We start from the raw sequence: 23,321 nt of genomic DNA, 5'->3' as shown, positions 1-23,321 counted from the left end.
GACGTGCGTCACGAATTCACCGCCGATAAAGCCTTTGACCTGCTCAGCGAAGGCAGCCGCTTCGACCTGGTGTTATCGGATATACAAATGCCGGGCCGGCTTAACGGCATCGACCTGGCTGAGAAGGTTCGCGGCACCTGGCCCTCGCAGCGGATCGCGCTGATGACCGGTTATGCCGATGAATTCGAGCGCGCGCGCCACACCGGGGTGACCATTCTCGCGAAGCCGTTCAATATCGATGAACTGCGGAAACTGGTACTGCGCTGATTTAGAGACTTATTTATCGACTTGTTTATCGACTGATCGACGCGCCGTTCGGTGCGAAAAAATCGCTGAGGACTTCTGAAACGCGCCACATCGGACAGGGGCGGCGGCAATGGCCGTCGTAACCTGCCTCCTGCAATACCGGGATCGAATCTTCCGGAAGGAAGTTGCTCAACGCGATAAGCAGAGTGCCGGCGTGGCTGGGGTTATCGCTGAGTTTGCGCACGAAAGCGCCGTGCTCGCCGGTCCCCAGGCGGGTATCGATCATCAACACCTGCGGATGCCAGTCTTCAATCAGGATAGTCAACGCGTCCACATCCTTCACGTGCTGCGCCGCCAGCCCCTTTAAACCGAGCAGCAACACGAACGATTCGCCGATCATCGCGTCGAGGTGCGCGATCACGACACGCCGGGCGGGCATGAGCGTGGGCAGCCGCTTGGGGTGCCATAACGCGAACTGGTCCTGGTCCGCTTCAAAAGGGCGTCGTGTCACGGATTTCTCGAAATTGAAGCGATCAGTTAGCCAACCGGTGACGCGTCGGAAAATCGAACGTAGGCGGCGAGCGGGTTCAGGCGAGTTCAGACTGGATCGCGGCGCGGCAATCGCGCCATTGTTGCCCTCATTGCTGTTGATTGGAAATGAAGACAACCCTAAGCGAGAACAGCAAAAATCGGTCCGAGCCGGGCGTGGTGGCGCCGCGCCGTGCAATGAAAGGGAGGGGCAGCAGAGCACGGAAACGCAGAGTCAGTCGCCGGCCGTTTCGGTGTTGGAGTCGGCATCGGTCCCGGAGCCGAATTGCGGAGCGAACGCCTTGGCGCGCAGGCTGATTTTTTCCGCGTAGGCTTTCGAACCGCCGTAGCTCTTCAGGGCCGCGCCTACATCGCCGCGAGCGGACTGGACATAACCGTGAAGAATCGCCGATCCCGCTTCAATATTGGCGGTGGCTTCCGTCAGGTCGATGTTGCGCACGAGTTGCTTGTGCGCCGCCGGCACGACTTGCATCAGCCCGGTTGCGCCATTGGCGCCGCGGGCTTTTTCCTTGAAGCGGGATTCAACCGAGATGATGGCGAGGAGGAGGGCAGGAGGGAGCGAGTATTTCGATGCCGCTGACATGACCGCGGCTGAGATCTTCTCCGCTTTCGCCCGCGCGACGCCGAACTTCTGGGAGATTAGCTGGGAGACCTGATGAGTGGCCTCGGCGGTAGCGTCGCTGGCTGCTGCGTCTTGCTGGGCAGCTTCCGGGACATGTTCCTGAGCCACCGCGCCCTGCATCGGTCCTAGCATTGCACCGAACGTCAGCGCAGCAAGCCAAAGGAGTCTGCTCATGGGGAAGTGGCCTTGGAAGGGAAGGACGCATTATACCGATGAGAAAAATCCTTGCAAATCATGTGTTTGCTTGGTCATCCGAGCGAGTCCGGAGGCTTTTGAGCAGTCTTTAGCGTGATTGTCGGTGCGCTTGCCGGGCGCTCAGAGACTCGCTACCGGTGCCCCGGCGAGCGCCAGCGGCCGGACGCAGTCGCGCCCCGCGGCCTTCGCTTTGTAGAGCTGCTGGTCGGCGGCGCCGAGCAGGCCGTACGCGCCGCCCAAGCCCGGTGGCGATGCCGTTGCACAGCCAATACTGACCGTCACCGTGCCGAGTGCGCTGGCCCGGTGGGGGATCGCGCAGGCCTGCACGCGCAGCCGGATTGCTTCGGCAATATGCTGTGCGCCTTCCAGCGGTGTATCGGGCAGCAGCACGACGAACTCTTCGCCGCCGTAGCGCGCCGGGACATCGCCCGGACGGCGCACAGCCGTGGCAATACTGTGTGCGACGGTAGCGAGCGCGTCGTCGCCGAGCGCGTGGCCGTAGGTGTCGTTATAGGCCTTGAAATAATCTACGTCGATGAACAGCACCGACAACGGCGTGCCCGCCCGGCGTCCGCGGCGCCATTCGTCGTCCATGCGTTCGTCGAATGCGCGACGGTTCGGCAGGCCGGTGAGCGCATCCGTGCCGGCCAGCCGGACGAGTTCCTCTTGTGCGCGGGCGCGCTCGCGCAGCGACAGCGCAAGCAGCCACGAAACAGCAACGAAACTCAATCCCGACAGCAGCGTCAGCGCGGCGACGATCCGGCTGCGTTCGCGCCACGGTTCCAGCACATCCTCTTCCGCCGGCGCCACGACCGCGATGAACGGTGTTCCCGGCACGCGCGAAAACGTGTAGAGGCGGCGCACGCCGTCGACCGGGGAATTTGCCGCGTACGATCCCGACGTGGCATTCACCATGCGCGGGAAGGTGGGCGAGCCGGCGACATTGCGCCCGACCAGGGTTTCACGGAAAGGCTTGCGGGCGATCATCGTGCCGTCCTGGTGGATCACAAAGATGGACCCCTCGGCGCCCACGTTGAGCTTGTCCAGGAGTGAGTTGAAATACGCGACGTTCATAGCCAGCAACGCAATACCGGCGAACGAACCGTCAGGCGCGTTGATACGGCGGCTCATGCCGATCGTCGAGGTTCCGCGCACGCGCGACGCAAACGGATGTGAGAAAAACAGGCCGGTCGAGGGGCTGCGTTGCTGGGCGTAAAAATATTCGCGATCGGCGAAAGAGCCCGCCAGGAGGGGCACGTCCTTGCTCGCCGCTGTGACCTTGCCGTGCGCGTCCAGCACGTAGGCGCCGGTAATGTAGGCCGCGGAGGTCGCGCGGTCGAAGAGGATCTGGTTACGCAGCGTGGGCGAGAGTGCCGTCATGGCCGGGTTCTGCGCGCCCTCGACCATCGCGTTGAGGGAGAGATTGTAGATTTCGACATTGCGGGCGAGGTCGCTGCTGATGATCGCGACCAGATTCGCCGATGTTTCGTGGGCGTGGTCGAGCACGCCCTGGCGCCCCTGATACAGCGTGCCGATGGACAAGCTCGCCATGAGCACCGCGACCACCGTGCCTACGACGCCGGCGACCATCGGATGGCGGGAGAGCGCGCTGGCCATGCCGACGGCTGTCCAGCGAGGCCGGATGCGGCGCTTCCTCAATCCTGTGGCGGAGGGCGAGGCAGGGTTCATCGCATGCGGCTCGCAAGGCATCGGCTACGCAAAGAACGACAGGTCCGGTAGCACGGGACGCGGTGCGACGCCGGGCAGGCACTGTCTGGCAGCAGGGTGGATCTCAAGTTTGGCATCGCGCGGCAGGTTCGATCGGGAGGCTCGCCATTCCTGGCTGGCCGCATTGTATCGGCTTGATCTTTCATGACCGTTTTGCCGACCGGCAAGATTAGCCGGGTTTGCGCGCTGTGTGGACCGGTGCGGACCCTCGATTCAAGTCGATGGGCAGGGCTGAAGCAAGCGGCCCGCAAGTGCCCCTTCAGCTTGCCGGGGAAAGCTTACGAATTCATTTCAAACATGGTAGCCTTCATCCGTCTTTGGGGAGTAGCCGGCTTCCACTTGCTGGAAGCGCTCATGTCAACACACTTGGTTCGATCGAACCGTGGCATGAGCCGCCGTTAGTTTTTGGTTGGCAAGACCATCGATGTTACGGCGAGACCGGTCGGGCTCGCTGCTGCATCGCATGTTCTCGCCCGACCCGAATGCCATAACGACATCCTGACATCCCCATGAATATTGCTTCTACTCTCCTGCTCGCTTTCGCCATGTCGACGGACGCCTTCGCCGCTGCCGTTGGCAAGGGTGCCACACTGCATCGTCCGCGGATTCGCGAAGCGCTTCGTACCGGCCTGATCTTCGGCGTGATTGAAGCCATCACGCCGCTGGTCGGCTGGGCAGTCGGCCAGGCCGCCGCTCCGTATGTCGCCTCATGGGATCACTGGATCGCGTTCAGCCTGCTGCTCGTGCTCGGCGTACGTATGATCACCTCGGGCTTGCGCGCACCCACGCCGGACGTCGAGAAGCCTGACAGTCACGGTTTCTGGCTGCTGGCGCTGACCGGGTTCGCCACGAGCATCGACGCGATGGCGGTGGGCGCGGGACTCGCTTTTATCGATGTGAATATCTTGTCGACAGCCGCGACTATCGGATTGGCGACGCTGATCATGGTGACCCTGGGTGTCATGGTCGGGCGTTTTCTGGGTAAGGCCGTCGGGCAGCGCGCGGAGATTGCGGGCGGCGTCATTCTTGTTGTTATCGGCTCGGTGATCCTGGCCGAGCATCTTGGCTATATGAGTTGACGTAGCGGATTGCGGATCGCGGTTGGCATGCGGCAAGGCGCTCCTTCATGCGTAGGGAGATGCTTGCCGCGACCGGGTTCAATGCATCGAGCGGAGCTTAAGTCCGTCGGTTTTTGCCGGCTGCCGGCCAGCGGGTGCCGATGCCAGAGCGAGCGCCGAAAGGAGGGGTTTAACGATCGTTAGGCTTCCAGAAAATTAATAAGGTTCGCGAAATAGTTTTGCTTCTGATATATGCAATAGCGTCATGGCAGTATCCTTTCCATCAGGCGGTCGCGGTCTATCAACTGATGTTTGAGCGCACCGGCCACATGCAGCACGATCAGCGCGATCAACACCCAGGCGCTGACCGCGTGCACCGTGAAGAAAATCTTTCGCAAGCCGGGGTCATCCCAGGCCCACATTGGCAGCGGGATGCCCCAGAAGCGCGTGCTGAACGCGTTGAATGACGAGCCGAGGTAACCCGTCAGCGGCATGACGATCATCGCTACGTATAAGAGACCTTGCGTCACGCTCGCGGCAAGACGTTGCCATGCTGGCATTGGCGGAAGCGGAGGCCGGCCCGCAATCAGGCGAACCACGATGCGAATCAGCACAAGCAGGAAGACGGTCATCCCAAGCGACTTGTGGAAGCTGGTCAGGCTCGACTTGAAAGCGAGGCCTTTCGGCAGCCCGACCATGTAGAGACCGATGCCTAGCATGACGATGATCGACAGCCCGATTACCCAGTGCAGAGCGATCTGCGCGGGTGAATAACGCGGCACGCCGGCGCTTGCATTGAGCGGCGCGGCGGGTGAATTCGCGATGTTCATGTCGCCTCCCTCAGTTAATTACAGCGTGGACCGCGCTTCACTTTTTTCCTTACGCGTTGCTCCACGGGTCACTCCACATTACGCCAATCGGATTCATCCGACGAACAGCGGCTTCACACGTATAGCTCAGATGCCGGAGGACTTCCTGGTCCTGTGAGCGGGACCAGGAAGTCCGCGGTTCCTAAAAATTTACCACGGTGCGTGCCCCGACTACAGCTTCATCATGTACGCGCTCGGACGGATTCGCGGGGTTTGGAATTCCTCCGGCCGGCCGGAACGCATATTGAAAGTCGGCCTGCAATTGCCACCATGGTGCAACTTGATACTGATAGGTCGCTTCAACAATCGTTTCGGCGCTGCGCTGCGAATAACCCGGCGTGGAAAAAGACGCAGTATCCCGATCCAGGCCCTGCGCATTCGATCCGATCCTGGCGTAGCCAATAGCAAGACCCGCAATATCGTTGTCGCGGCCCTTGAACGGCGCTTTCAGGGTGACGCCCGCGTTCACGCCGAGGTTGACCAGGTTGCGGTCACCGGGCGCACCCATCACGCGGGCGAACACGCCGACTGACTGAGGGCTGTCCGCGCCTGGACGCCAGACCATCTGATCGGCGACAGCGTAGACGCTGTAGTCGCCGCGATGACGTGCGGGGATTCCGTTGGACGCGGGATTGGCCAGCGATAAGCCGTTCGTGTCGTGCTGCAGGTCGGCGAAGTTCTGGGTGTTGTACCAGAAGCCCAGTTTATAGTTGCCTGGAAGTCCGCTTGGCTGGGGCGCTTTCGCATCGGCCGGCGGTTGGTTGATCGCGTACTGCAGTTCCGCAATGAACAACGCGCCGTTGCCCAAATTGAAGTTCGTGCCGTGCCTGTCCTGCTTTTGCGGGTCCCCCGTGTTGCTCCCGGCCGGGTTGCCGTCGAACACACCTGCGAGCGCGGTCAACGCGTCCGACGGCTTCGCCCTGAGACGAGCACCGAGTGAGGACAGCGGGTAAGCGGGGCCGCCCGAGGGCAAGCCGACAGAGGGCAGGACAGGCCAGCCGAACGTAGCGTTCATGAACGGCGTGGCGTACTGGCTAACCATGAATTCCTGATCGAGACTTTGCTGGCCGAGCTTTACATCGACCCTTCCGTCGAGCAGAGACTGCTGGTACCAAAGCTCCCACAATCGAGTGCTTGCATCTGCTTCTATGCCGCTTGCGGACTGTAGTGTGAGCAGCGTGTGCTGGCTTAGGTTGCGACCATGAATTTGCAGGGCGGAGACGTTGAACGTACCGCCGGGCAAGCCGAATGCTTTCGATGTATCGACCTGGACGGTAGCTTGAGTGAGGCCGTCATACGCACCTTCACGCGATACACCACCGGACACGTTACGCAGATACTCGCTGGTTTCCTGCACGCTAAGCGTGACGCCGTAATTACCCAGCCATGGCCGCAGTCCTCCCATATCCCCGAACAACGTCGAGCGGTCCCAAAGCCCGGTTGGCGCGGGTGCTGCTTGCGTGTCGGCGGATTGTGCGTCGGCGGTGCCTGCGCTTGGTGCGTCGACACTTGTCTGTGCGACAGCGGTGGATAGCGCGCCTAGCGACAGCAATAAGGAAACTCCGTTGCGGACACTTGATCGTGCTCTGCTTGAGAGACGTGACGCTTGTGCTGCGTGGGAGGTAGGCGTGGAGGCAGGCGTTACTTCGAGAAAACTCGAAGGCAAATTCTTGAGGTTTTTATTCATGGTCTGTGGGGAGATAGATGGTTTTACGATCTACATTTTTTTCTCGTTGAAAGTGACAGGACGGGTGAAAAGGCGAATGAAAAATCGAGTACGTGACGCGGCCGCGCTTAGACAAACCACCAGCTCAAACGCACTGCGCGTCCGAGTTCGTCGCCCACTGAGGTAGCGGACAAAGCGCCTGCAATAACAATGGCGGCAATGGTCAGCGCGATGAGCAAGCAGACTGTCGTCGTGAGCGAGCCGCCGGCATAACCGCCCTTAGGCAGCAGGGCACGAACGACGCCGACCCAGAGGTGGCGGGTACACGCGTTGCCCGGTTTGGAAACGCGAAGCGAAGGCCGTCCGGAGGAGGAGTGGCCTGGGGTGAACAAGTAGCGTTGCGGCCGCAATACCGGAGCGATGCGCGAGATAAGCGAAACGACAAACATGAGCAGACTCCCGTCCAGCTCGACTAAATCGAGCGACGTGCAGAGACATGACGCGGCCTTGCAAGTGAACTTGCAAAGAGCGATCAGACAAAGGGGAGCATGCTGCAGACAGACGGGCGCGAAGCCAGTCCTGGATGAAGCGCGCTAACCCGACAAGGCGAGTTAGCGGCTAAGGAGTTTTCCTGTGACGCTATCTCGCGGATGCTTCGCCGGCGCTGGCCGGCATCGAACTACCACTACTAGGGCATGTGTCCACGAGGGACTCCTCTTGATGAGACGGGCGGATTGTATTCTCGAGCCAAACTTATTGGCAAGTAAAAATGATGTCAGAAAATGACGTCATAAACTCAGTGAAAAGCACTCTCGCGCACAGTCCCGTTCTAAGTCCGCTAGGCCGGGAGCAAGGCTGACGTCATTCAGTAATTCGTTTCACTAGGCTTACGCGCACATTGCTCGCGTATTGCTACTAATGCGAAAAATGATCCCTTAAGGATGCAGTAATCGCGGATCAACCACGCAACAACCAACCATCAACCATGGGTCAAAACTATTTCTGCTCTGCTTAACGATTAGGGTTGACTTGACATTTAGCGCGCGCCTAGAATCCGGGCATCGTAACAAACGGGGCTAATGCCTTGGACAGTTGTAGTAGTCGACCTTCGAAGTTTTTCTCTGCCTGACAGGCAGGACGTTCGCGCTTGATTCCCTAGCCGCCGTCTTGCCAGCAGGCAGACGGTGCGCGCCGCAGTAAATACCCCGTGCACCTTGAAATACGCGTATTGACGCCAGGCTTTCCTGCGTCCATACGAATCGCGTTGCGAGTTGACACTCGTGACTGGTTCCGCTCGCGCCTTCGAAATAAGTGCGCCGTGCGGATGATGACGTGCGTGCATACGCAATAAAGGAGCCGCCATGCCGGACAGTGACAGTTATCCCATACGCCGCAACACCTTCACTTTTGCCAGGGAAGGCGAGTAGATTTTTCGTCACACGCACTGCGTGTCCGGACTCCGATCTGCTGGCTTTCCAACTCTTGAAAAGCCACACTGTCGGAGAAGCATCATGAACTTCGGTTTGCTCGTCTCACACCTTCCGCACGTCCAGGAATCACGCCTTCACTACAACGCCATGCTGTCGCTGGAATCCACCCGCCGGCATCGTTGCGCTAACGCTTGGCGCGCATTCCGCAAATTCGTGTTTCACGCCTGATTAACGTTCTCGCGTACGTCGTCCGGGGTCTCCTGAGCTTCATCAAGGGATGACTCACGGGATTAATCACGTCTGTCGTACGCGGGATAAGCACGGCACATCCCTATCGGCCACCCACGCTTTCTGGAAAATAATAATGTCCACTCCATCCCAAGTTCTACCACCACGCAACGCCGTGCTCGATGATGCGCACGTTGGCGACATTGAGGGCGCACTCGGCACGATCGCCCAACATGACACGGGCGCACGCATCAATTGGTGGGCACGTATCCGCACGCTCTTAGCCATTCTCGGCCCCGGCCTGATTGTGATGGTGGGCGACAACGACGCCGGCGCTTTCGGCACCTATACCCAAGCGGGTCAGAACTACGGAACCACATTACTCTGGACGTTGCTGCTGCTCGTTCCGGTTCTATTCGTCAATCAGGAAATGGTGTTGCGTTTGGGCGCTGTGACCGGAGTCGGTCACGCCCGGCTGATCTTCGAGCGGTTTGGGAAATTCTGGGGCGCCTTTAGCGTCATCGACCTGTTTATTCTTAACGCGCTCACCATTGTGACCGAGTTTATCGGCATCACGTTCGTACTCGATTTCTTCGGCATTTCCAAAGTACTGGGCGTATGCATTGCCGCAGCGCTGACTATGGCGGCCGTCAGTACGGGAAGCTTCAGACGCTTCGAGCGGTTTGCAATTGGTCTATGTCTGTTGAGCTTGCTGCTCGTACCCGTGCTTGTGTCGATCCACCCACCCGTGTCGCAGATGGCAAGCAACTTCTTTGTGCCGACGTGGCCGGCGCAGTCGAAGCTAAGCGACGTGATGTTGCTCGTGATTGGCATTGTTGGCACCACCGTTGCACCGTGGCAATTGTTCTTCCAGCAAAGCTATGTAGTCGACAAGCGCATTACGCCGCGTTTCATGAAGTATGAGAAAGCTGACCTGTGGATTGGTATTGTCTTCGTGATGATCGGCGGCGTGGCCATGATGTCCTTTTGCGCGGCGCTGTACGCCGGCAAGCCCGAGTTCGGTAACTTCACCGATGCAGGCGGGGTGATCGCAGGCTTGAGCAAATATGCGGGACGCACGAGCGCCACGCTGTTCGCCGTGGCCTTGCTTGACGCATGCATCATTGGTGCGGCGGCGGTGTCGCTGTCGACGGCCTATGCCATTGGCGACGTCTTCAAGATTCGTCACTCGCTGCACCGTGGTGTGTCGGACGCAAAGGGTTTCTATCTGGTGTATTTCGGCATTGTGGCTGCTGCCGCGGCACTCGTGCTTATTCCAGGCAGTCCGCTGGGATTGCTGACGGAAGCCGTGCAAACACTCGCGGGCGTTTTGTTGCCTAGCGCAACGGTTTTCCTGCTGTTATTGTGCAACGACAAAGCGGTGCTTGGACCGTGGGCCAACTCGAAGAAGCTCAACGTTTTCACGGGCGCGGTTATCTGGGTCCTGGTGATGTTGTCGATTATCCTGACAGCATCCGTTGTGTACCCGGACATCACCGGCGAAACCATTCTTGAAGTGCTGGGTGGTGGAACTGCATTGGCCGTGGTGGGGTACCTGGCCATGTTGGTCTTTCGCAAACGTGGCCACGAAGCAGCGGACGGCGCGCAAGGGCGCACCGAGCAGCGCTATCTGAAGGAAACGCGGGAAACGCGGGAAACGCGGGAAACGCGGGAAACGCGGGATACCTGGCGCATGCCGGCGCTGGATCAGCTGCCGCCGCCGAACCTCACGCTGACAAAGCGGATCTGGATGGGTGTGCTGCGCGGTTACCTGATCGTGGCGGTTGGGCTGGTGGTGGTAAAGGTCGTGCAGATGATCTGGTTGCACTAAGCACTAAGCGCGGGCGTGACAACGTGCGGTATGACGAAGTCATGCCCGCTCTCTTCGGTTTCGCGGCCCGGCGTGTTTGCATCGTAAGTTCATCAAGCCTGTGCAAGCGCGCAATCAATGCATTAGCCGACGAAGGATTGGCGATGGACCCAAATCAGCTTCGCCGCACAATCAGCCTGGCGCGCCGCGTGATAGGGCTGCTTGTTCTTCTGCTATTTGCCATTCTTAATCCCGCTACGCGGTCATTCGCTCCCAACTTGATTCACGTGTCGGCGCAGTCGCATGTCAGCGTTGGAAAACACTGGGTCGTCACCGGCTATTGCCGGGTGTATGGAAAGTACTGCCTCGGCAAATTCATGGGCAGTATGTAGCGCGCCCGGGACGGTCGAGAGCGTTTGCATTTTCGAAATAAATCATACGGAGAGCGGTCATGCTGAGCCATCACGAGATTGCGGCTCTGTTCGGCTGACCGATAGCGGCGGGACGCTCGTAAAGCGCCTGCGTCGTGCAGTCGTCAGCGGGAACGCCAGCGACTAAAAAAACTCCTGTGCACGGCGCTACCCAGGACCGAGCAACCGGTCGTTGATCGCTTGCTGTTCGCGGCTGCGCGTGAGGATCCATCGATGGAAAACGCGGCAGTGCGGCTGGTCGAAGCTGCTGGCCTGCCAGGTCAGGAAATAGGGTGAGGGCAGCGCCACGCCGACCGGAAACGGCAACACGAGGCGGCCCGCGGTCAAGTCATCAATGATCATTGATGTCTGCGCCAGCACGAACCCATGGCCTTCAATGGCGGCCTGTATCGCGAGTCCTGACAACGAAAACACCAGGCGATTGCTGCGCATGTCCTCGGGACAATCAATGCCTTTGGCCGCAAACCATTCGCGCCAGGACGGCGGCGAGGAAAACTTGGGAAACCAGTCTATCGACAGTAAGGGGTAAGCAAGAATGTCGTCCAGCTTGACCAGCGGTCGCCCGGTGTTGAGCAACCGGGGGCTGCATACGGGTACGACGCTGTCACGAAACAACTCCACCGTAGTGCCCGCATGATCGATGCGTTCGCCGTAGGTAATGCGGAAGTCGATCTCGGGGCCATCGGGCGACGGCTCCGAATGCGTGCCGTCCAGATACACATCCAGTTCCGGATGCTCGCTTTGCCATTCGTAGATGCGCGGCGCGAGCCACTTTGACAGCAATGAGGGCAGTGCGCTCACGCTGAGGCTACGCCTGTTCCTGACTCGCTCGATCTCGGCGCCCGCTACGCGCAGGCTTTCGAACGCCGCTGCGCAGGTTTCGTGATAACGCACGCCGGCTGCAGTCAGACGAAGCCGCTTGCCTTCTCTCGCCAGCAGCCGCATGCCCAATGAATCTTCCAGTATCTTGATCTGCTGGCTGACCGCGCCCGGCGAGACGCCGAGCCGGCGCGCTGTCTCGACCACTCCCCCGCAACGGCCGAGGGTGTCGAATACCTGTAACGCTCGCAACGGCGGAAGTGTGTCCATGGTTCGCGGGTAGGGACCCAAGTCGTTTTAGAAATTCTAAACGATGCCAAAGCTTTAGCCCTCTGTTCTTTTCAATTTTGAGTTCCTAAGCTGAGTCCTGAGAGATAAGACGGATAGAGCAGCCGCAACGGCTGTCATCCGAATGGAGCGGAGAGGGCAATGTTCTTAAGAAACGCGTGGTACGTGGCGGCATGGAGCAGCGAGATTGGCGACGGTTTGCATCCGTTGACGTTGCTCGGCGAACCGGTGGTTTTGTATCGAAAACCGGGCGGCGCGGTGGTTGCGCTGGAAGACGCCTGTCCGCACCGGAAGCTGCCTTTGTCGATGGGACGCTTGCAGGACGGCCAGATTGAATGCGGTTACCACGGCCTTACCTTCGATTGCTCGGGAAGCTGCGTGCGTGCACCGGGCATGGCGAGGATTCCACCGGCCGCCCGCGTTCGCAGCTACCCCGTTGAAGAGCGTTACGGTCTGGTCTGGATCTGGATGGGCTCGCCGCAGCACGCGAATGCGGACACCATTTTCGCGGTCGAGGAATGGGGCGACCCTGCCTGGGGCATGAACCAGGGCGATGCCATGACAGTCGCGTGCAACTATCTGTATGTGACCGACAACCTGCTTGATCCGTCCCACGTTGCATGGGTTCATCCGTCCTCGTTCGGCAATGCAGCATGCGAATCCGAGCCGCTGAAAACGACGGTGACTGATGACGGCGTAGTCGTGTCGCGCTGGATGCGCGACGTTGATGTGGCTCCCTTCTATGCGCGCTTCGTGAAATTCTCGGGCCGCTGCGATCGCAAGCAACATTACGAAGTGCGGTTTCCATCGCACGCGATCATCAAGGCGGTGTTCACGCCGGCAGGCACGGGTACCGACGAAGGTTCGCAGCACGAGCACGTCTTCCTGATGAACTCATATAACTTCATGACGCCGATCGATGAATCGAACACGCGCTATTTCTGGTTCCAGATGCGCAACTTCGACCAACGCGATGAAAACGTATCGCGCCAGTTCAACGAGGACGTCCGTCATGCATTCGAAGAGGACCGCGTGATCCTGACGGCCGTCCACGCGGGCATGGCGAACAGGCGAACGCCTAATCTCGACCTGCCGCTCGACGCCGGGCCGTTGCGCTTTCGACGCAGCCTGCAACGGCTGATCGAGGCGGAGACGCAGGCTCACGAACCTGCAGCGCTCGACTGCGTGCGTTAGCCATGCAAGAGGTAACAGAACCGCGAGCGTTCAAGCGGATGCGCGTAGCTGAGGTGCAGCGGGAAAGCAGCGTCATCAAATCGTTCGTACTTGAAGCGGTGGATGGTGCGTTGCTGCCGGCTTTCCTGCCGGGGCAATTTGTTCAGGTGCGCATTCCCGGCGATGACGGGCAGCGCCTGCTGCGGCATTACAGCTTGTCCGGCGATCCTGCCGAACGCACGCGCTGGCGAATTTCGGTCAAGCATCAATTGGCTCCGCTGGATCTGGGCGAACTGCCTGACGGGCTGGTATCGAGCTATCTGCATGCGGTTATCGAGGTAGGCGCTACGCTTGATGTTGCCGGTCCAGCCGGTGCATTCGTACTCGATGAGCTTAGCGATCGTCCCGTCGTGTTGTTAAGCGGGGGTGTTGGCGTAACGCCGATGCTCAGCATGTTGCATCGTTCGTGTGCCACATCCCGGCGTCGCGTCTATTTCATCCACGCATGCGAAAACGGCGCCGTGCATGCGTTCCGGGACGAAGTAAAACGCTTGCAGGCGAGCAGGGAAGGGGTCGTAACGCACATCTGTTACCGCGCGCCCGTGCCATCGGATTTTGAGGACCAGCGCTTCGATAGTCACGGCCTGATCACGCGCGAGACCCTGCAACGCTTGCTGCCGCTCGATGACTACGACGTCTATCTGTGCGGTCCAACGCGCTTCATGCAGACGAACTTTAAATTGCTACGGAGCCTCGGTGTCGACAAAGGCCGTATCCGGCATGAGTTCTTCGGTCCTGCTTCGGTGCTTGGGCTGGACGACGTCGACGTGCAGTCTTCACCCGAGCCCGAGGTCATACCGGAAGCGTCCGTGCCCACGGTTTGTTTTATGCCTTCTGGCAAGACGCTTGCATGGGACCCGTCATGTCATTCGTTGCTGGATTTAGCCGAAGCTGCGGGACTTAGACCGCCGTTCAGTTGCCGCGCAGGATTGTGCGGATCGTGTGCCAGCCAGTTGATTGACGGCGCGGTCGAGTATTTCGAGCAACCGCTCGACGAGCCGCAAGACGGAGAAGTGCTGCTGTGCTGCGCAAGGCCGTCAACTGCTATCGCCATACGAATTGGTTAGCAAAGCAAACTAGTTTGCCGCCAGCGACGATCAATTTTGGAAAGAGAACATGAACCGGTATTTTATTGAAGGACCAGGTTTTACCGCCCAGCGTGAGCGTTTTATCGAAGCCGCGCGGGCTGCGGGCGCCGAGCTCACGGAGTTCGAGCATCCAATGCGCGGCCCCCGCCGTGAAATGCTCGCCACTGACGTAGCGGTGATCGGCGATCCGCTTGCGCCCAAGCGGTTCATTGTCGTCTCCGGTACACATGGCATTGAAGGGTATTACGGCTCCGAATCGCAAATCGCATTCCTTCATTCATTGCAAAAGCGCACGCTACCCGCTGATGTCTGCGTGGTCATGGTGCACCTGATCAATCCATGGGGTACGGCCTGGTTACGTCGGGTGAATGAGGACAACGTCGACCTCAACCGGAACTATGTCGCCTTTAATGAGCCGCTGCCGGACAACGCGCGCTACGAGGCTTTTCACAGTATCTATTTGTGCCGCGACCTTGACGGTCCCGCTCGCCGCCGTGCCGACGAACGGCTCGCAGACGAGATCGAAAGACTAGGTCTCGCCACGGTCATGAGCATTGTCGAGGCGGGGCAATACGCCCATGCCGACGGCATCTTCTTCGGCGGTCAACAAGCCACCTGGAGCAACCGTACGTTGCGCGCCATTGCGATGCGTTTTATGGAGGGCGCGCGCACTGCAATGTGCTTCGATCTGCATACGGGAGCAGGCGCATTTGGTCATGCGATGTTGATGGCGGTGGCGCAGGAAAGCTACCCCGCACTCGCCAGGTCACAGTTGGTTTTCGGCCCGTGGCTCTACACGGTCATCACCGGACCTGCTGCGACGACCGATTCAGGAATCGCGGCAACTGCGACAGGCTATACGTCACAGGCGCTCCTGCATTCACTGCCCGGTACTGAGCTGATGCAACTGGTTATCGAATGCGGGACCTATGACGGCGCCCGAGGCCATCGCACGCTAAGAGACGATCACTGGCTGCATCTGTATGGCGATCCTGAAGACGAAACGGGACGCCGGATCAAGGCGGCGTTGGCGGAACATTTCTATCCCGCGGATCAGGACTGGCGCGAACTCACCCAGCTACGCACACGGCAGATTTTTGAGCGTGGGTTGCGGGCTCTACAGACAGCCTAACGACTAAGCCTCAAGCAACGTCAAAAACGCGCAACCCGCTTTAGCAGCGGTCTCATCAACCTTAGCCGGCAACGCAATCGACGATGCGGCTATTCCGTCGAACTGGAGCATCCATGAAAAAGGCACTGGCTGGCATCGCGTTGTTACTCGCCGCGTTCTGCGTCCAAGCGAAAGACGCAAGCGAACTTCGCTTCGGCGTTGACCCCACCTATGCGCCGTTCGAATCGAAGGCGCCATCGGGGCAACTCGTGGGCTTCGAGATCGACCTGGGCAACGAAATCTGCAAGCGGCTCGATGTCAAATGCGTCTGGGTCGAAACGGGTTTCGACGGCATCATTCCGGCGCTGCAGGGCCGCAAGTTCGATGCCATCCTGTCTGCGATGTCGATCACCCCGAAGCGCGAGGAACAGGTGGCGTTTTCCGTGCCGCTCTTCAATACGCCTAGCCGGCTGATCGGAAAGGAGGGGGCGGATATCAAGCCGACGGTGGCATCGTTGAAGGGCAAGAAGGTTGGGGTCGCGCAGGGCTCGACGCAAGAGGCTTACGCAAAAGCGAACTGGGCGCCGGCCGGGATCGAGGTGGTGTCGTATGCCAATCAGGAGCAGGTGGTCACGGACCTATTGGCCGGGCGTATAGATGCAACGCTGACCGACATGATTGCCGGCAGTCAGGGCTTTCTCAAGACGCCGCAGGGTAAGGGCTTTGCATTCGTTGGCGACCCTGTGAGCGACGCGAAGACCTTGGGCAAGGGAGCAGGTATTGGGGTGCGAAAGGACGATACCGCGCTGCAGACGAAACTCGACCACGCGATCGACGCGATGATGAAGGACGGAACCTATCAAAAAATCGAGCGCCGCTACTTCGATTTCGATATTTCGGGGAGTTGAAAATGTATGATTGAGCGAGAGGCGAACTCGCTCGCAGTGCGAGAGGAAGCGTTCGCGTGGTCTGAACTCACTGAGTGGAAGCCGCATGAAAATTCTTGTCGCACGCATGAATCACGAGACCAATACGTTCTCGCCGGTGGCGACACCGTTGGCAGCATTCGGCCGTAACGGTCCCGCGTTCGGCGAGGACGCGTACAACGAGAACAAGGGCATGCGAACCGCCATGTCCGCGTTTATCGAGGCAGCCGAACGAGCGGGTGCGCAACTCGTCACGCCGGTCTCGGCGTCGGCGAACCCGAGCGGTCCGGTCGCCGCCGTTGCGTACGACACTATCTGCAACGCCATTGTGGACGCCGCGCGCGGTTGCGACGCGGTCATGCTCGACCTGCACGGCGCAATGGTCGCCGAAAATTCGAATGATGGCGAAGGCGACCTGCTTGAACGCGTGCGTGCTCTATTGCCGAATGCACCCATCGCCGTCGCTCTCGATCTGCACGCGAACGTCACGCAGAAGATGATCGACAACGCGGATGTCATGGTCAGCTTCAAGACCTATCCGCATGTCGATATGTTCGAATGTGGCGCGCACGCGGCGCGGCTCTTATTCGATCTGCTCGATGGCCGCACGCGGCCGGTGATCGCATGGTCGCAGCCGCCGCTGCTCACGCATACGCTGCGCAGTGCGAGCGCTGCCGGGGCAATGAAACGCGCGGTGGAAGCGGCGCAGGCAGCGGAGCGCGAGGGCATGCTTGCTGTCTCCGTACTGGCGGGATTTTCGCTCGCCGATATCCCCGCGCCTTGCATCAGCGTGGTGGTGGTCGGCGACGGTGATCGCGAGGCTGCCGCGCAAGTCGCCGAGCGTATTGCGCGGCAAATCTGGGACGATCGCGAGGGATTTTTCTATCGTAGTCCGCCGCTCGCGGATTCCGTCGCTGAGGGTGCCGTGCTCGCACGCGGCGCCGATAAACCGGTGCTGTTGCTCGATCACGGCGACAACTGCATGTCGGGCGGCACGTGCGACACGATGGATGTGTATGAGGAAGCCATCCGCCAGGGCTTGACCGGGATCGTGATGGGACTGCTATGCGATCCTGAAGCCGTTGCTACATTATTCGCGGCGCGTGTGGGCGAGACCGTTACGCTTGCGGTTGGCAACAAGCTCAGCGGGGGAGCCGCGAAACCGCGTTCGCCGGTCATGCTCACGGGTGCGGTGCGTGCGTTGACCGACGGGGAATACGTGATCAGCGGACCGACCTATACGGGACAGCGCGCCCACATGGGCCGGGCTGCAGTGCTTGATGTGGGCGCAGCGCAGATCGTGTTGACGGAGCGCACGCACGAGCCCTGGGACCTTGGCGTGTTCGAAAGTGTTGGCATCGACCCGCGCCGTGCGACGTTTCTCATCCTCAAGTCGCGTATGTATTGCCGGCCGGTATTTGTACCGATCGCGCACGGCCTGGTTGAATGCGATAGCCGTGGCGTGACCAGTTCCGACTTCAGCCTGTTCGAATTCAAGAACGTCCAGCGGCCGGTTTATCCGCTGGACACAGACACGACCTGGTAACGGCGCTCGCTTTTAAAAGGTCCCCGGCAGCAGGATCTGGTCGTCCACGCGCCGGATGTCGGTGTGCCCGCAAAAGGCCATGGTGGTGTCGAGTTCCTTGTGGATGACCTGCAGGCATCGCTCGACCCCTGCCTCACCCATCGCGCCCAGCCCATACAGGAAGCTGCGGCCAATCAGCGTGCCTTTCGCGCCGAGCGCCACCGCTTTCAGCACGTCCTGTCCGCTGCGGATGCCGCCATCCATCCACACTTCAATTCGATCTCCCACCGCACTCGCAATCTCGGGTAGCGCGGAAATGGACGACGGCGCACCGTCGAGTTGGCGGCCGCCGTGGTTGGAAACGATCATCGCGTCGGCGCCGCTGTCGGCGGCTAGGCGTGCGTCTTCCAGATCCATGATGCCCTTCAGGATGAGCTTGCCGCCCCACAGCTTCTTGACCCATTCGACATCTGCCCAGCTCAAGCCTGGATCAAATTGTTCGGCGGTCCATGAGCTCAGGGATGAGAGATCGCCCACGCCCTTCGCATGACCGACGATGTTGCCGAAACTGCGCCGCTTGGTGCCGAGCATGCCGAGGCACCAGCGTGGTTTCGTCGCAAGATTCACGAGGTTCGGGAGCGTCAGTTTGGGTGGCGCCGACAACCCGTTCTTGATGTCCTTGTGGCGTTGACCGAGGATCTGCAAGTCGAGTGTGAGCATCAGGGCGCTGCACTTTGCCGCCCGGGCGCGCTCGATCAGCCGCACGATGAAGTCGCGGTCGCGCATCATGTAGAGCTGGAACCAGAATGGTTTGCTGGTGTGCGCCGCGATGTCCTCGATCGAACAGATGCTCATGGTGGACAAGGTGAACGGGACACCGAATTTTTCTGCAGCGCGCGCGGCGAGGATCTCGCCGTCCGCGTGTTGCATGCCGGTCAATCCCGTGGGCGCCAGCGCTACCGGCATGGCGACCTCCTGCCCCACCATTTCCGTGCGGGTGCTGCGGCCCGCCATGTTGACCGCTACGCGCTGGCGCAGCTTGATACGCTGGAAGTCGCTCTCATTGGCCCGGTAGGTACTCTCGGTCCACGAGCCGCTGTCGGCGTAATCGTAGAACATGCGCGGCACGCGCCGCTGCGCGAGCACGCGCAAATCCTCGATGCAGGTAATCACTGGCACGTTTCTCTCTCGCTACGGGAAAGGGGAAATGAGTATACGGTGCAAAGCACGTTTCAAAGCGCCTGAATTTAAGCGGAAGTTGCCTCGTCCCGATGAGAATCCCTCAGCGCAGATAGGGTATTCACGATTTCGCCGAACAGGGGCCGGTCGCTGGCTTGCTCGTTCAAACAGTCATTTTTCAGGCTTGCGAGCACCGCCATGCTGTTTTGCGCGGACTCCTGCGCATCGCATCGATCGATCAATTCTTCTAGCAGGCAACCAAACGCTCTTACTTCCAGGCGCTGGAGTGCGTCGGCCAGTGCTTGATCGTCGGTTGCATAGAACGATGCCGCGCCAAAATCTCCCATCAGCGCCTGACCTTGTTCGCCATGCAGGATGTTGTGGGCGTACAGGTCACCATGCATGATGCCCCGCTGATGCAAATGCCAGGCTGCCGATGCGATTCCGTGCGCAACGCTTAGCGCTGAGGTCAGATCGAAGCGGGTATTGATGTCATAGATATCGCGCGTGCAGGACGCGAGGCTCGGCGGCCCTGCAAGGTTCCTGAGCTGCGGGTCGATCAGCTCCATCACGAGTCCATGGATGCCGGTGGGATGACCCTTTATCTTGCCGAGTACCGGGATCATGTTGGGATGTGAACCCGCAGCAATGCAAGCGGCCATTTCGCAGTGCGGCAGACCGTCGCTGGTTACGGCGCCTTTGAATAGCTTGACTGCGACGGACTGAGTCGCGTTGCTAGTCGCCGGATTTTCCACCCGAAGTTCTGCACGATAAATCACGCCGGATGCACCTTCACCCAGCCGATGCTGCAGATCCAGCGCCTGCCAGGGGATATCGGCGACAGGTGTATCCGTCATTGCGCGGGCTTCAGGCTGTTCGTTGAACGGATTACCCGCATATGCCAGCCACGAGAGCCGGGGCAAGGACGCCACCCAGACCGGCAGTTCGGCAAGCCGATTTGCCGCCAGCCGGATCAATTCGAGGCGAGAGCATGCGGCCAACTCCACTGGCAGCGTGTGTAACTGATTGCCCGCCAACATCAGCTTTTGTAGCTGAGTGCAGTGTCCGATCTCGGGAGGTAGCGCCTCAACTTCGTTGTCGGTCAGGATCAGCCAGCGAAGTTGAGGCGGCAATGAAGCGCCGGATACCTTGCGTATGCGGTTTGCCTTGAACCCGATCATGCTCAATTGCGTGCACTGTCCGAGCACGTCGGGCAACTCGATGTACTGGTTGTTCGAGCAGAAAATAGTGTGCAGATTCGTCAGGCGCGGCAAATCGTCGGGCAACGACGAAAGGGCGTTGCCCGACAGGTCGAGGATTTCCAGCGTGCCGGACAGATCGAATATCTCGCGCGGAAATTCGGTCAGGCCGCAGGCTAGTGTCAGTCGCTGGGTGCCGGCAAGTTGTCCGGCGCGAAGTTGTTCGAGTGTGCTTGTCACAGTGGGGGGAATATCCGGGATGGGCGGCAGGTTCGCATTGCCCGTGAGGGATCGATTTTACTGACTATTGGCACGGTGCTGGCAACGTATTGGCAACGCACATGCTCGGTCACTCGAAAAGCTCCTCTCGTGTGGTGGAATACGACGGTATTGATTAGGTATTCTATGTAGTTTTCGCTTCGAAAATATTTACGCAGTTCCAGAACTTGTTTGGAAATCCAACCCTGTTGCATTCGACACATCGCGGCTGTTTTCTACTTCGCTGTGAGCGTCGTCGCTAATCATCCAGAGAGATTTTAATTCGGTTGGGCACTGATTAAGCGTAAGCGAGTATTCAGCGTAATTCGCTGCTTTTTAGCAGCTATTCGCACAGCTTCATCGTCGCTTTGGCTCGCTTCGGAGGTCGGTAAATATGAAATGCAATTTCGATTAATCACAGACGTTAAATATTCGTATGAATAATAAAATAGCGTGCTAACGTGAGCGCCCAACCACAAAAAAAAGGACCAGAAATCATGTCACTAGGGGATATTCAAGGCGATGTTCATCAAGCAGTTGATGTTGCGTTCTCAATCGCCGATTTGATCGGTAGCCTGTTCTCAACAGTAAGGGATCCGAATCGTAAAGGGATGCCACATCACTTTTTGTTGGGCGGCACAGTAGGGGGCCCGCAGGTGGTCTTGGCATTCACTGGCGCAGCCGGCGAACCGCCCTCTTTGCAGTGCTCGGGAAATGCCGCAGCGGTCGTCACGGTTACGTCGCCGGTGCCACTTCTTTCTGGTCAGGATGCTGTGAGTAATGGGCCGTTGCCTCTTTATTCGCAGGCCATTTATGTCCCGCAGAACAGCAGCGTCCCTCTGACGAACTTCAACAAGATGACCAAAGGTGTGTTCACTGCTTCCCTGGTTCCGGTCGCGGACCCGGGATATCCCGTCATTCTTATGGGACTGAATGGGCGCAATTTCCTGTCACATGAGTCGCAGCTCACGTCGGATTTGTCTGTAACGGTGAATTCGGCCGGAATCACTTTGGCCTCGCAGTGTGGGGCGCCGTATCAGATGACGGCCAACGTAACCTCGGCCGCGCCAATCCGGTCGCAAACGCATATCGCTGCTATTCCGCAAGGCGAGTTTTCGACCACCGTCCCGTTCGACCCGATTGATTTCGCCGCGTCTGCAATTGCGAGCGTCTCCTACGTGTTGTCGGGTCCTTTCAGTATGCTTCCTGCTGCACCCGCCAATGCCCGCAGGATTGCGGCCGGTTAGTTCGCTGCGGGTCCGTGCCCCTGTGCTTCGTTTAAAAGAAATAGAAAATGAATAAGGGCATGTAACGCACCCTAGGTTATTCAAGGCTCAAAATAAGTAAGATGGCCGGACGCAGTCACTTAGGTATGCAGATTGAAAGAGATAGGCCAACGTGACTGCCATAAAAATCTATTGAAGGATTGTCTATGATTATCGTTTGCACCACAGATCAAAGCATTATCCAATATGCTCAATCGCAAGGCTCAGGTGCGGCACTCTGGGGGAACGTGAATGTGCTGGCTGCCGCGAACAATCTCGCAGCAACAGTTGCGCAGCTTCAGCCTAACGAACCTTTGTGTCTCTGTGCTCACGGCAATAATTCAGAAATCGGTGACGACGACGCTCAGGGTTGGGGTTGGACTTACGATCAAATCGCCGCGATTCTGGCGGCGAACGTGCCGGCAGGTTTCTCTACGATCCTGATCTATGCGTGCGCGACAAACGTCGCCAATTACTCTGCCGCTCTCGCAGTGGAACTTGAAAATAATCAGGCTTTGAACGGACTCTGGTGCTACGGTTGGAATACGCCTTTGGCTATTGGAACCGCCTATCCGGACCCTTCAAACCTCGCGAATCAGGTTGCGTTGCAGGGATCGCCAGTTAACTTCAGCTGACCAGGACTATCCGTGTCCACGCCCCTTCGGGGGCTTTATTTTTTGGACATCGTCATCCGGAGTAGCTTCCAGATTCGCGGGGATATATTTTTTTTGCTCACGGTTCGAACGCATTCGAACCGTGGCGTGCTCCACCTGTTTTGCAGACCATTCGCAAGTTGCGTGTTCGCTAGACCTGCGCGGACCCGCCGTCAACGAACAGTTCGCTGCCGGTGACGAAGCTGCTGTCGTCGGAGGCCAGGAACAATGCAGCACTCGCGGTCTCCGCGGGATCGCCAAGGCGGCCAAGCGGTGTCGTGGTCTGCACGAACTTGATCATCTCCTTGCTCGCTTCTTCCGAGGTGGCGAGGCCGTGCCATCCCGGTGTGGAGGTTGCGCCTGGCACAAGCACATTGACGCGGATTTTGCGGGGCGCTGCCTTGCTAGCACTGTAGACGCTGAATGACGGCCGAGGTCATGAGGCAACGTGTCCATGAAGAACTATCCGTGATCTCGAGCTTCGAGGATCGCTTGCGAGTCAATACGCGTTTATGGCTGGCGACAATTTCAGAGCGCGGCCCGCTGTTGCGCCGCTTGCTCTTCGGCGAGGGGCGCTGGAACACTACGCGAGCGCCATCTTGACCGCCGCCGTTGCCGATTGGGCCGCGGAGATCGCCACGGAAACCGGCCTCGATACAACCGTCGCCGAGATGGTCACCCGCATGCTGCTCGCTGCCATGTCAGGCGCTGTCAACGTCATGCAGACGGGCGTCAAATCCCTCGATGAAGTCGCCAATCTCTACTCCACGATTACGCTCGCCGGCGTGCGAGCGGTCGCTCAAGGTGCGGGTAGCGTCGGTCTGCGCGGATAGAACCGAGGGTCGTCAATTCGTCGTGCTGTTTGCTGCTATCAACTGGCCCGTGTGCGTCGCGACGACACCCTAGGCAGCACGGCCGTCCGCACACGACAACTGCCGGACCGGT

Annotated in this window: 22 protein-coding genes, 1 pseudogene and 1 riboswitch; of the genes and pseudogenes, 13 read left to right on the top strand and 10 right to left on the bottom strand. The window is 59.2% G+C overall.

The features are described 5' to 3' along the window. Nucleotides 1–267, top strand: a 267-nt coding sequence (locus GSQ93_RS31115; RefSeq protein WP_158939743.1) for a response regulator, incomplete at its 5' end; no start/stop codon positions are given. 25 nt (nucleotides 268–292) lie between these two features. Here GSQ93_RS31115 and GSQ93_RS31110 read toward each other — a convergent pair. The 3 genes from GSQ93_RS31110 to GSQ93_RS31100 all read right to left on the bottom strand — a co-directional run bounded on the left by GSQ93_RS31110 (nucleotide 293) and on the right by GSQ93_RS31100 (nucleotide 3,301). Beyond that, nucleotides 293–757, bottom strand: a complete 465-nt coding sequence (locus GSQ93_RS31110; RefSeq protein ID WP_158939742.1) for a response regulator receiver protein — start codon at nucleotides 755–757, stop codon at nucleotides 293–295. Between the two features lie 252 nt (nucleotides 758–1,009). Further along, on the bottom strand, nucleotides 1,010–1,591 hold the full coding sequence (locus tag GSQ93_RS31105; protein ID WP_158939741.1) for a transglycosylase SLT domain-containing protein: 582 nt from the start codon (nucleotides 1,589–1,591) through the stop codon (nucleotides 1,010–1,012). 141 nt (nucleotides 1,592–1,732) lie between these two features. After that, nucleotides 1,733–3,301: a diguanylate cyclase gene (locus GSQ93_RS31100; RefSeq protein ID WP_158939740.1), complete on the bottom strand. Its 1,569-nt coding sequence runs from the start codon at nucleotides 3,299–3,301 to the stop codon at nucleotides 1,733–1,735. Between the two features lie 346 nt (nucleotides 3,302–3,647). After that, nucleotides 3,648–3,827: riboswitch (yybP-ykoY riboswitch) on the top strand. Between the two features lie 22 nt (nucleotides 3,828–3,849). Here GSQ93_RS31100 and mntP point away from each other — a divergent pair. Next, the gene (gene mntP / locus GSQ93_RS31095; protein ID WP_158939739.1) at nucleotides 3,850–4,419 is read left to right on the top strand and encodes a manganese efflux pump MntP; all 570 of its coding nucleotides are present in this window, start codon (nucleotides 3,850–3,852) and stop codon (nucleotides 4,417–4,419) included. Between the two features lie 242 nt (nucleotides 4,420–4,661). Here the strand turns inward: mntP and GSQ93_RS31090 are convergent, their stop codons facing one another. The 3 genes from GSQ93_RS31090 to GSQ93_RS31080 all read right to left on the bottom strand — a co-directional run bounded on the left by GSQ93_RS31090 (nucleotide 4,662) and on the right by GSQ93_RS31080 (nucleotide 7,382). After that, nucleotides 4,662–5,228, bottom strand: a complete 567-nt coding sequence (locus GSQ93_RS31090; RefSeq protein ID WP_158939738.1) for a cytochrome b — start codon at nucleotides 5,226–5,228, stop codon at nucleotides 4,662–4,664. A gap of 181 nt (nucleotides 5,229–5,409) precedes the next feature. Beyond that, complete coding sequence (locus tag GSQ93_RS31085) at nucleotides 5,410–6,819, bottom strand: carbohydrate porin (RefSeq protein WP_254074147.1); 1,410 nt, start codon at nucleotides 6,817–6,819, stop codon at nucleotides 5,410–5,412. A gap of 242 nt (nucleotides 6,820–7,061) precedes the next feature. Beyond that, nucleotides 7,062–7,382, bottom strand: coding sequence for a hypothetical protein (locus GSQ93_RS31080; protein ID WP_158939736.1), 321 nt, complete (start codon nucleotides 7,380–7,382; stop codon nucleotides 7,062–7,064). Nucleotides 7,383–8,444: 1,062 nt separating this feature from the next. Between GSQ93_RS31080 and GSQ93_RS37675 the strand changes: the two genes are divergently transcribed. The 3 genes from GSQ93_RS37675 to GSQ93_RS31070 all read left to right on the top strand — a co-directional run bounded on the left by GSQ93_RS37675 (nucleotide 8,445) and on the right by GSQ93_RS31070 (nucleotide 10,793). Then, on the top strand, nucleotides 8,445–8,591 hold the full coding sequence (locus GSQ93_RS37675; protein ID WP_174254697.1) for a hypothetical protein: 147 nt from the start codon (nucleotides 8,445–8,447) through the stop codon (nucleotides 8,589–8,591). Nucleotides 8,592–8,727: 136 nt separating this feature from the next. Then, nucleotides 8,728–10,422, top strand: a complete 1,695-nt coding sequence (locus GSQ93_RS31075; RefSeq protein WP_158939735.1) for an Nramp family divalent metal transporter — start codon at nucleotides 8,728–8,730, stop codon at nucleotides 10,420–10,422. Between the two features lie 143 nt (nucleotides 10,423–10,565). Next, the gene (locus tag GSQ93_RS31070) at nucleotides 10,566–10,793 is read left to right on the top strand and encodes a hypothetical protein (protein ID WP_158939734.1); all 228 of its coding nucleotides are present in this window, start codon (nucleotides 10,566–10,568) and stop codon (nucleotides 10,791–10,793) included. Nucleotides 10,794–10,979: 186 nt separating this feature from the next. Here GSQ93_RS31070 and GSQ93_RS31065 read toward each other — a convergent pair whose 3' ends face one another. Further along, nucleotides 10,980–11,921 carry a LysR substrate-binding domain-containing protein gene (locus GSQ93_RS31065; RefSeq protein WP_158939733.1) on the bottom strand — a complete coding sequence of 314 codons (942 nt, stop codon included), beginning with the start codon at nucleotides 11,919–11,921 and terminating at the stop codon, nucleotides 10,980–10,982. A 159-nt stretch (nucleotides 11,922–12,080) separates the two neighbouring features. Here GSQ93_RS31065 and GSQ93_RS31060 point away from each other — a divergent pair, with 159 nt between their 5' ends. The 5 genes from GSQ93_RS31060 (at nucleotide 12,081) to GSQ93_RS31040 (ending at nucleotide 17,843) form a co-directional block, all read left to right on the top strand. Continuing rightward, nucleotides 12,081–13,133, top strand: a complete 1,053-nt coding sequence (locus tag GSQ93_RS31060) for an aromatic ring-hydroxylating dioxygenase subunit alpha (protein WP_158939732.1) — start codon at nucleotides 12,081–12,083, stop codon at nucleotides 13,131–13,133. Between the two features lie 2 nt (nucleotides 13,134–13,135). Next, nucleotides 13,136–14,239: a 2Fe-2S iron-sulfur cluster-binding protein gene (locus GSQ93_RS31055; protein WP_158939731.1), complete on the top strand. Its 1,104-nt coding sequence runs from the start codon at nucleotides 13,136–13,138 to the stop codon at nucleotides 14,237–14,239. A 49-nt stretch (nucleotides 14,240–14,288) separates the two neighbouring features. Continuing rightward, nucleotides 14,289–15,392, top strand: coding sequence for a DUF2817 domain-containing protein (locus GSQ93_RS31050; RefSeq protein ID WP_158939730.1), 1,104 nt, complete (start codon nucleotides 14,289–14,291; stop codon nucleotides 15,390–15,392). 113 nt (nucleotides 15,393–15,505) lie between these two features. Continuing rightward, nucleotides 15,506–16,279, top strand: a complete 774-nt coding sequence (locus GSQ93_RS31045; RefSeq protein WP_158939729.1) for an ABC transporter substrate-binding protein — start codon at nucleotides 15,506–15,508, stop codon at nucleotides 16,277–16,279. A gap of 85 nt (nucleotides 16,280–16,364) precedes the next feature. Continuing rightward, nucleotides 16,365–17,843 carry a M81 family metallopeptidase gene (locus GSQ93_RS31040; RefSeq protein ID WP_158939728.1) on the top strand — a complete coding sequence of 493 codons (1,479 nt, stop codon included), beginning with the start codon at nucleotides 16,365–16,367 and terminating at the stop codon, nucleotides 17,841–17,843. Between the two features lie 12 nt (nucleotides 17,844–17,855). Here GSQ93_RS31040 and GSQ93_RS31035 read toward each other — a convergent pair whose 3' ends face one another. Further along, nucleotides 17,856–19,001, bottom strand: coding sequence for an alpha-hydroxy acid oxidase (locus GSQ93_RS31035; RefSeq protein ID WP_158939727.1), 1,146 nt, complete (start codon nucleotides 18,999–19,001; stop codon nucleotides 17,856–17,858). Between the two features lie 68 nt (nucleotides 19,002–19,069). Then, nucleotides 19,070–20,440 (bottom strand): leucine-rich repeat-containing protein kinase family protein, encoded by a 1,371-nt coding sequence (locus tag GSQ93_RS31030; RefSeq protein ID WP_158939726.1) that lies wholly within the window; start codon nucleotides 20,438–20,440, stop codon nucleotides 19,070–19,072. 515 nt (nucleotides 20,441–20,955) lie between these two features. On the opposite strand from GSQ93_RS31030, the gene GSQ93_RS31025 reads away from it, so the two are divergent. Further along, on the top strand, nucleotides 20,956–21,705 hold the full coding sequence (locus tag GSQ93_RS31025) for a hypothetical protein (RefSeq protein ID WP_158939725.1): 750 nt from the start codon (nucleotides 20,956–20,958) through the stop codon (nucleotides 21,703–21,705). A gap of 185 nt (nucleotides 21,706–21,890) precedes the next feature. Beyond that, nucleotides 21,891–22,358 (top strand): hypothetical protein, encoded by a 468-nt coding sequence (locus GSQ93_RS31020; protein ID WP_158939724.1) that lies wholly within the window; start codon nucleotides 21,891–21,893, stop codon nucleotides 22,356–22,358. Nucleotides 22,359–22,527: 169 nt separating this feature from the next. Here GSQ93_RS31020 and GSQ93_RS31015 read toward each other — a convergent pair. Then, nucleotides 22,528–22,779, bottom strand: a pseudogene (locus GSQ93_RS31015) (SDR family NAD(P)-dependent oxidoreductase); the annotation flags it as partial. Between the two features lie 196 nt (nucleotides 22,780–22,975). Here GSQ93_RS31015 and GSQ93_RS31010 point away from each other — a divergent pair. Continuing rightward, entirely contained in the window at nucleotides 22,976–23,209 is a 234-nt protein-coding gene (locus GSQ93_RS31010; protein ID WP_158939723.1) for a hypothetical protein, read from the top strand. The last annotated feature ends 112 nt before the right edge of the window (nucleotides 23,210–23,321 follow it).

Source organism: Burkholderia sp. S171 (assembly GCF_009766085.1).
Taxonomy (GTDB): domain Bacteria; phylum Pseudomonadota; class Gammaproteobacteria; order Burkholderiales; family Burkholderiaceae; genus Caballeronia.
The sequence above is the reverse complement of the archived record's forward strand: the minus strand, read 5'-3'. Positions and strand labels throughout refer to the sequence as shown.

Excerpts from the sequence above, each read along its gene's own strand:
- GSQ93_RS31045 (WP_158939729.1), top strand. The coding sequence starts at position 15,506 with ATGAAAAAGGCACTGGCTGGCATCGCGTTGTTACTCGCCGCGTTCTGC.
- GSQ93_RS31100 (WP_158939740.1), bottom strand. The coding sequence starts at position 3,301 with ATGAACCCTGCCTCGCCCTCCGCCACAGGATTGAGGAAGCGCCGCATC.
- GSQ93_RS37675 (WP_174254697.1), top strand. The coding sequence starts at position 8,445 with ATGAACTTCGGTTTGCTCGTCTCACACCTTCCGCACGTCCAGGAATCA.
- GSQ93_RS31055 (WP_158939731.1), top strand. The coding sequence starts at position 13,136 with ATGCAAGAGGTAACAGAACCGCGAGCGTTCAAGCGGATGCGCGTAGCT.
- GSQ93_RS31080 (WP_158939736.1), bottom strand. The coding sequence starts at position 7,382 with ATGTTTGTCGTTTCGCTTATCTCGCGCATCGCTCCGGTATTGCGGCCG.
- GSQ93_RS31105 (WP_158939741.1), bottom strand. The coding sequence starts at position 1,591 with ATGAGCAGACTCCTTTGGCTTGCTGCGCTGACGTTCGGTGCAATGCTA.
- GSQ93_RS31050 (WP_158939730.1), top strand. The coding sequence starts at position 14,289 with ATGAACCGGTATTTTATTGAAGGACCAGGTTTTACCGCCCAGCGTGAG.
- GSQ93_RS31020 (WP_158939724.1), top strand. The coding sequence starts at position 21,891 with ATGATTATCGTTTGCACCACAGATCAAAGCATTATCCAATATGCTCAA.
- GSQ93_RS31060 (WP_158939732.1), top strand. The coding sequence starts at position 12,081 with ATGTTCTTAAGAAACGCGTGGTACGTGGCGGCATGGAGCAGCGAGATT.
- GSQ93_RS31065 (WP_158939733.1), bottom strand. The coding sequence starts at position 11,921 with ATGGACACACTTCCGCCGTTGCGAGCGTTACAGGTATTCGACACCCTC.
- GSQ93_RS31090 (WP_158939738.1), bottom strand. The coding sequence starts at position 5,228 with ATGAACATCGCGAATTCACCCGCCGCGCCGCTCAATGCAAGCGCCGGC.
- mntP (WP_158939739.1), top strand. The coding sequence starts at position 3,850 with ATGAATATTGCTTCTACTCTCCTGCTCGCTTTCGCCATGTCGACGGAC.
- GSQ93_RS31040 (WP_158939728.1), top strand. The coding sequence starts at position 16,365 with ATGAAAATTCTTGTCGCACGCATGAATCACGAGACCAATACGTTCTCG.
- GSQ93_RS31025 (WP_158939725.1), top strand. The coding sequence starts at position 20,956 with ATGTCACTAGGGGATATTCAAGGCGATGTTCATCAAGCAGTTGATGTT.
- GSQ93_RS31070 (WP_158939734.1), top strand. The coding sequence starts at position 10,566 with ATGGACCCAAATCAGCTTCGCCGCACAATCAGCCTGGCGCGCCGCGTG.
- GSQ93_RS31075 (WP_158939735.1), top strand. The coding sequence starts at position 8,728 with ATGTCCACTCCATCCCAAGTTCTACCACCACGCAACGCCGTGCTCGAT.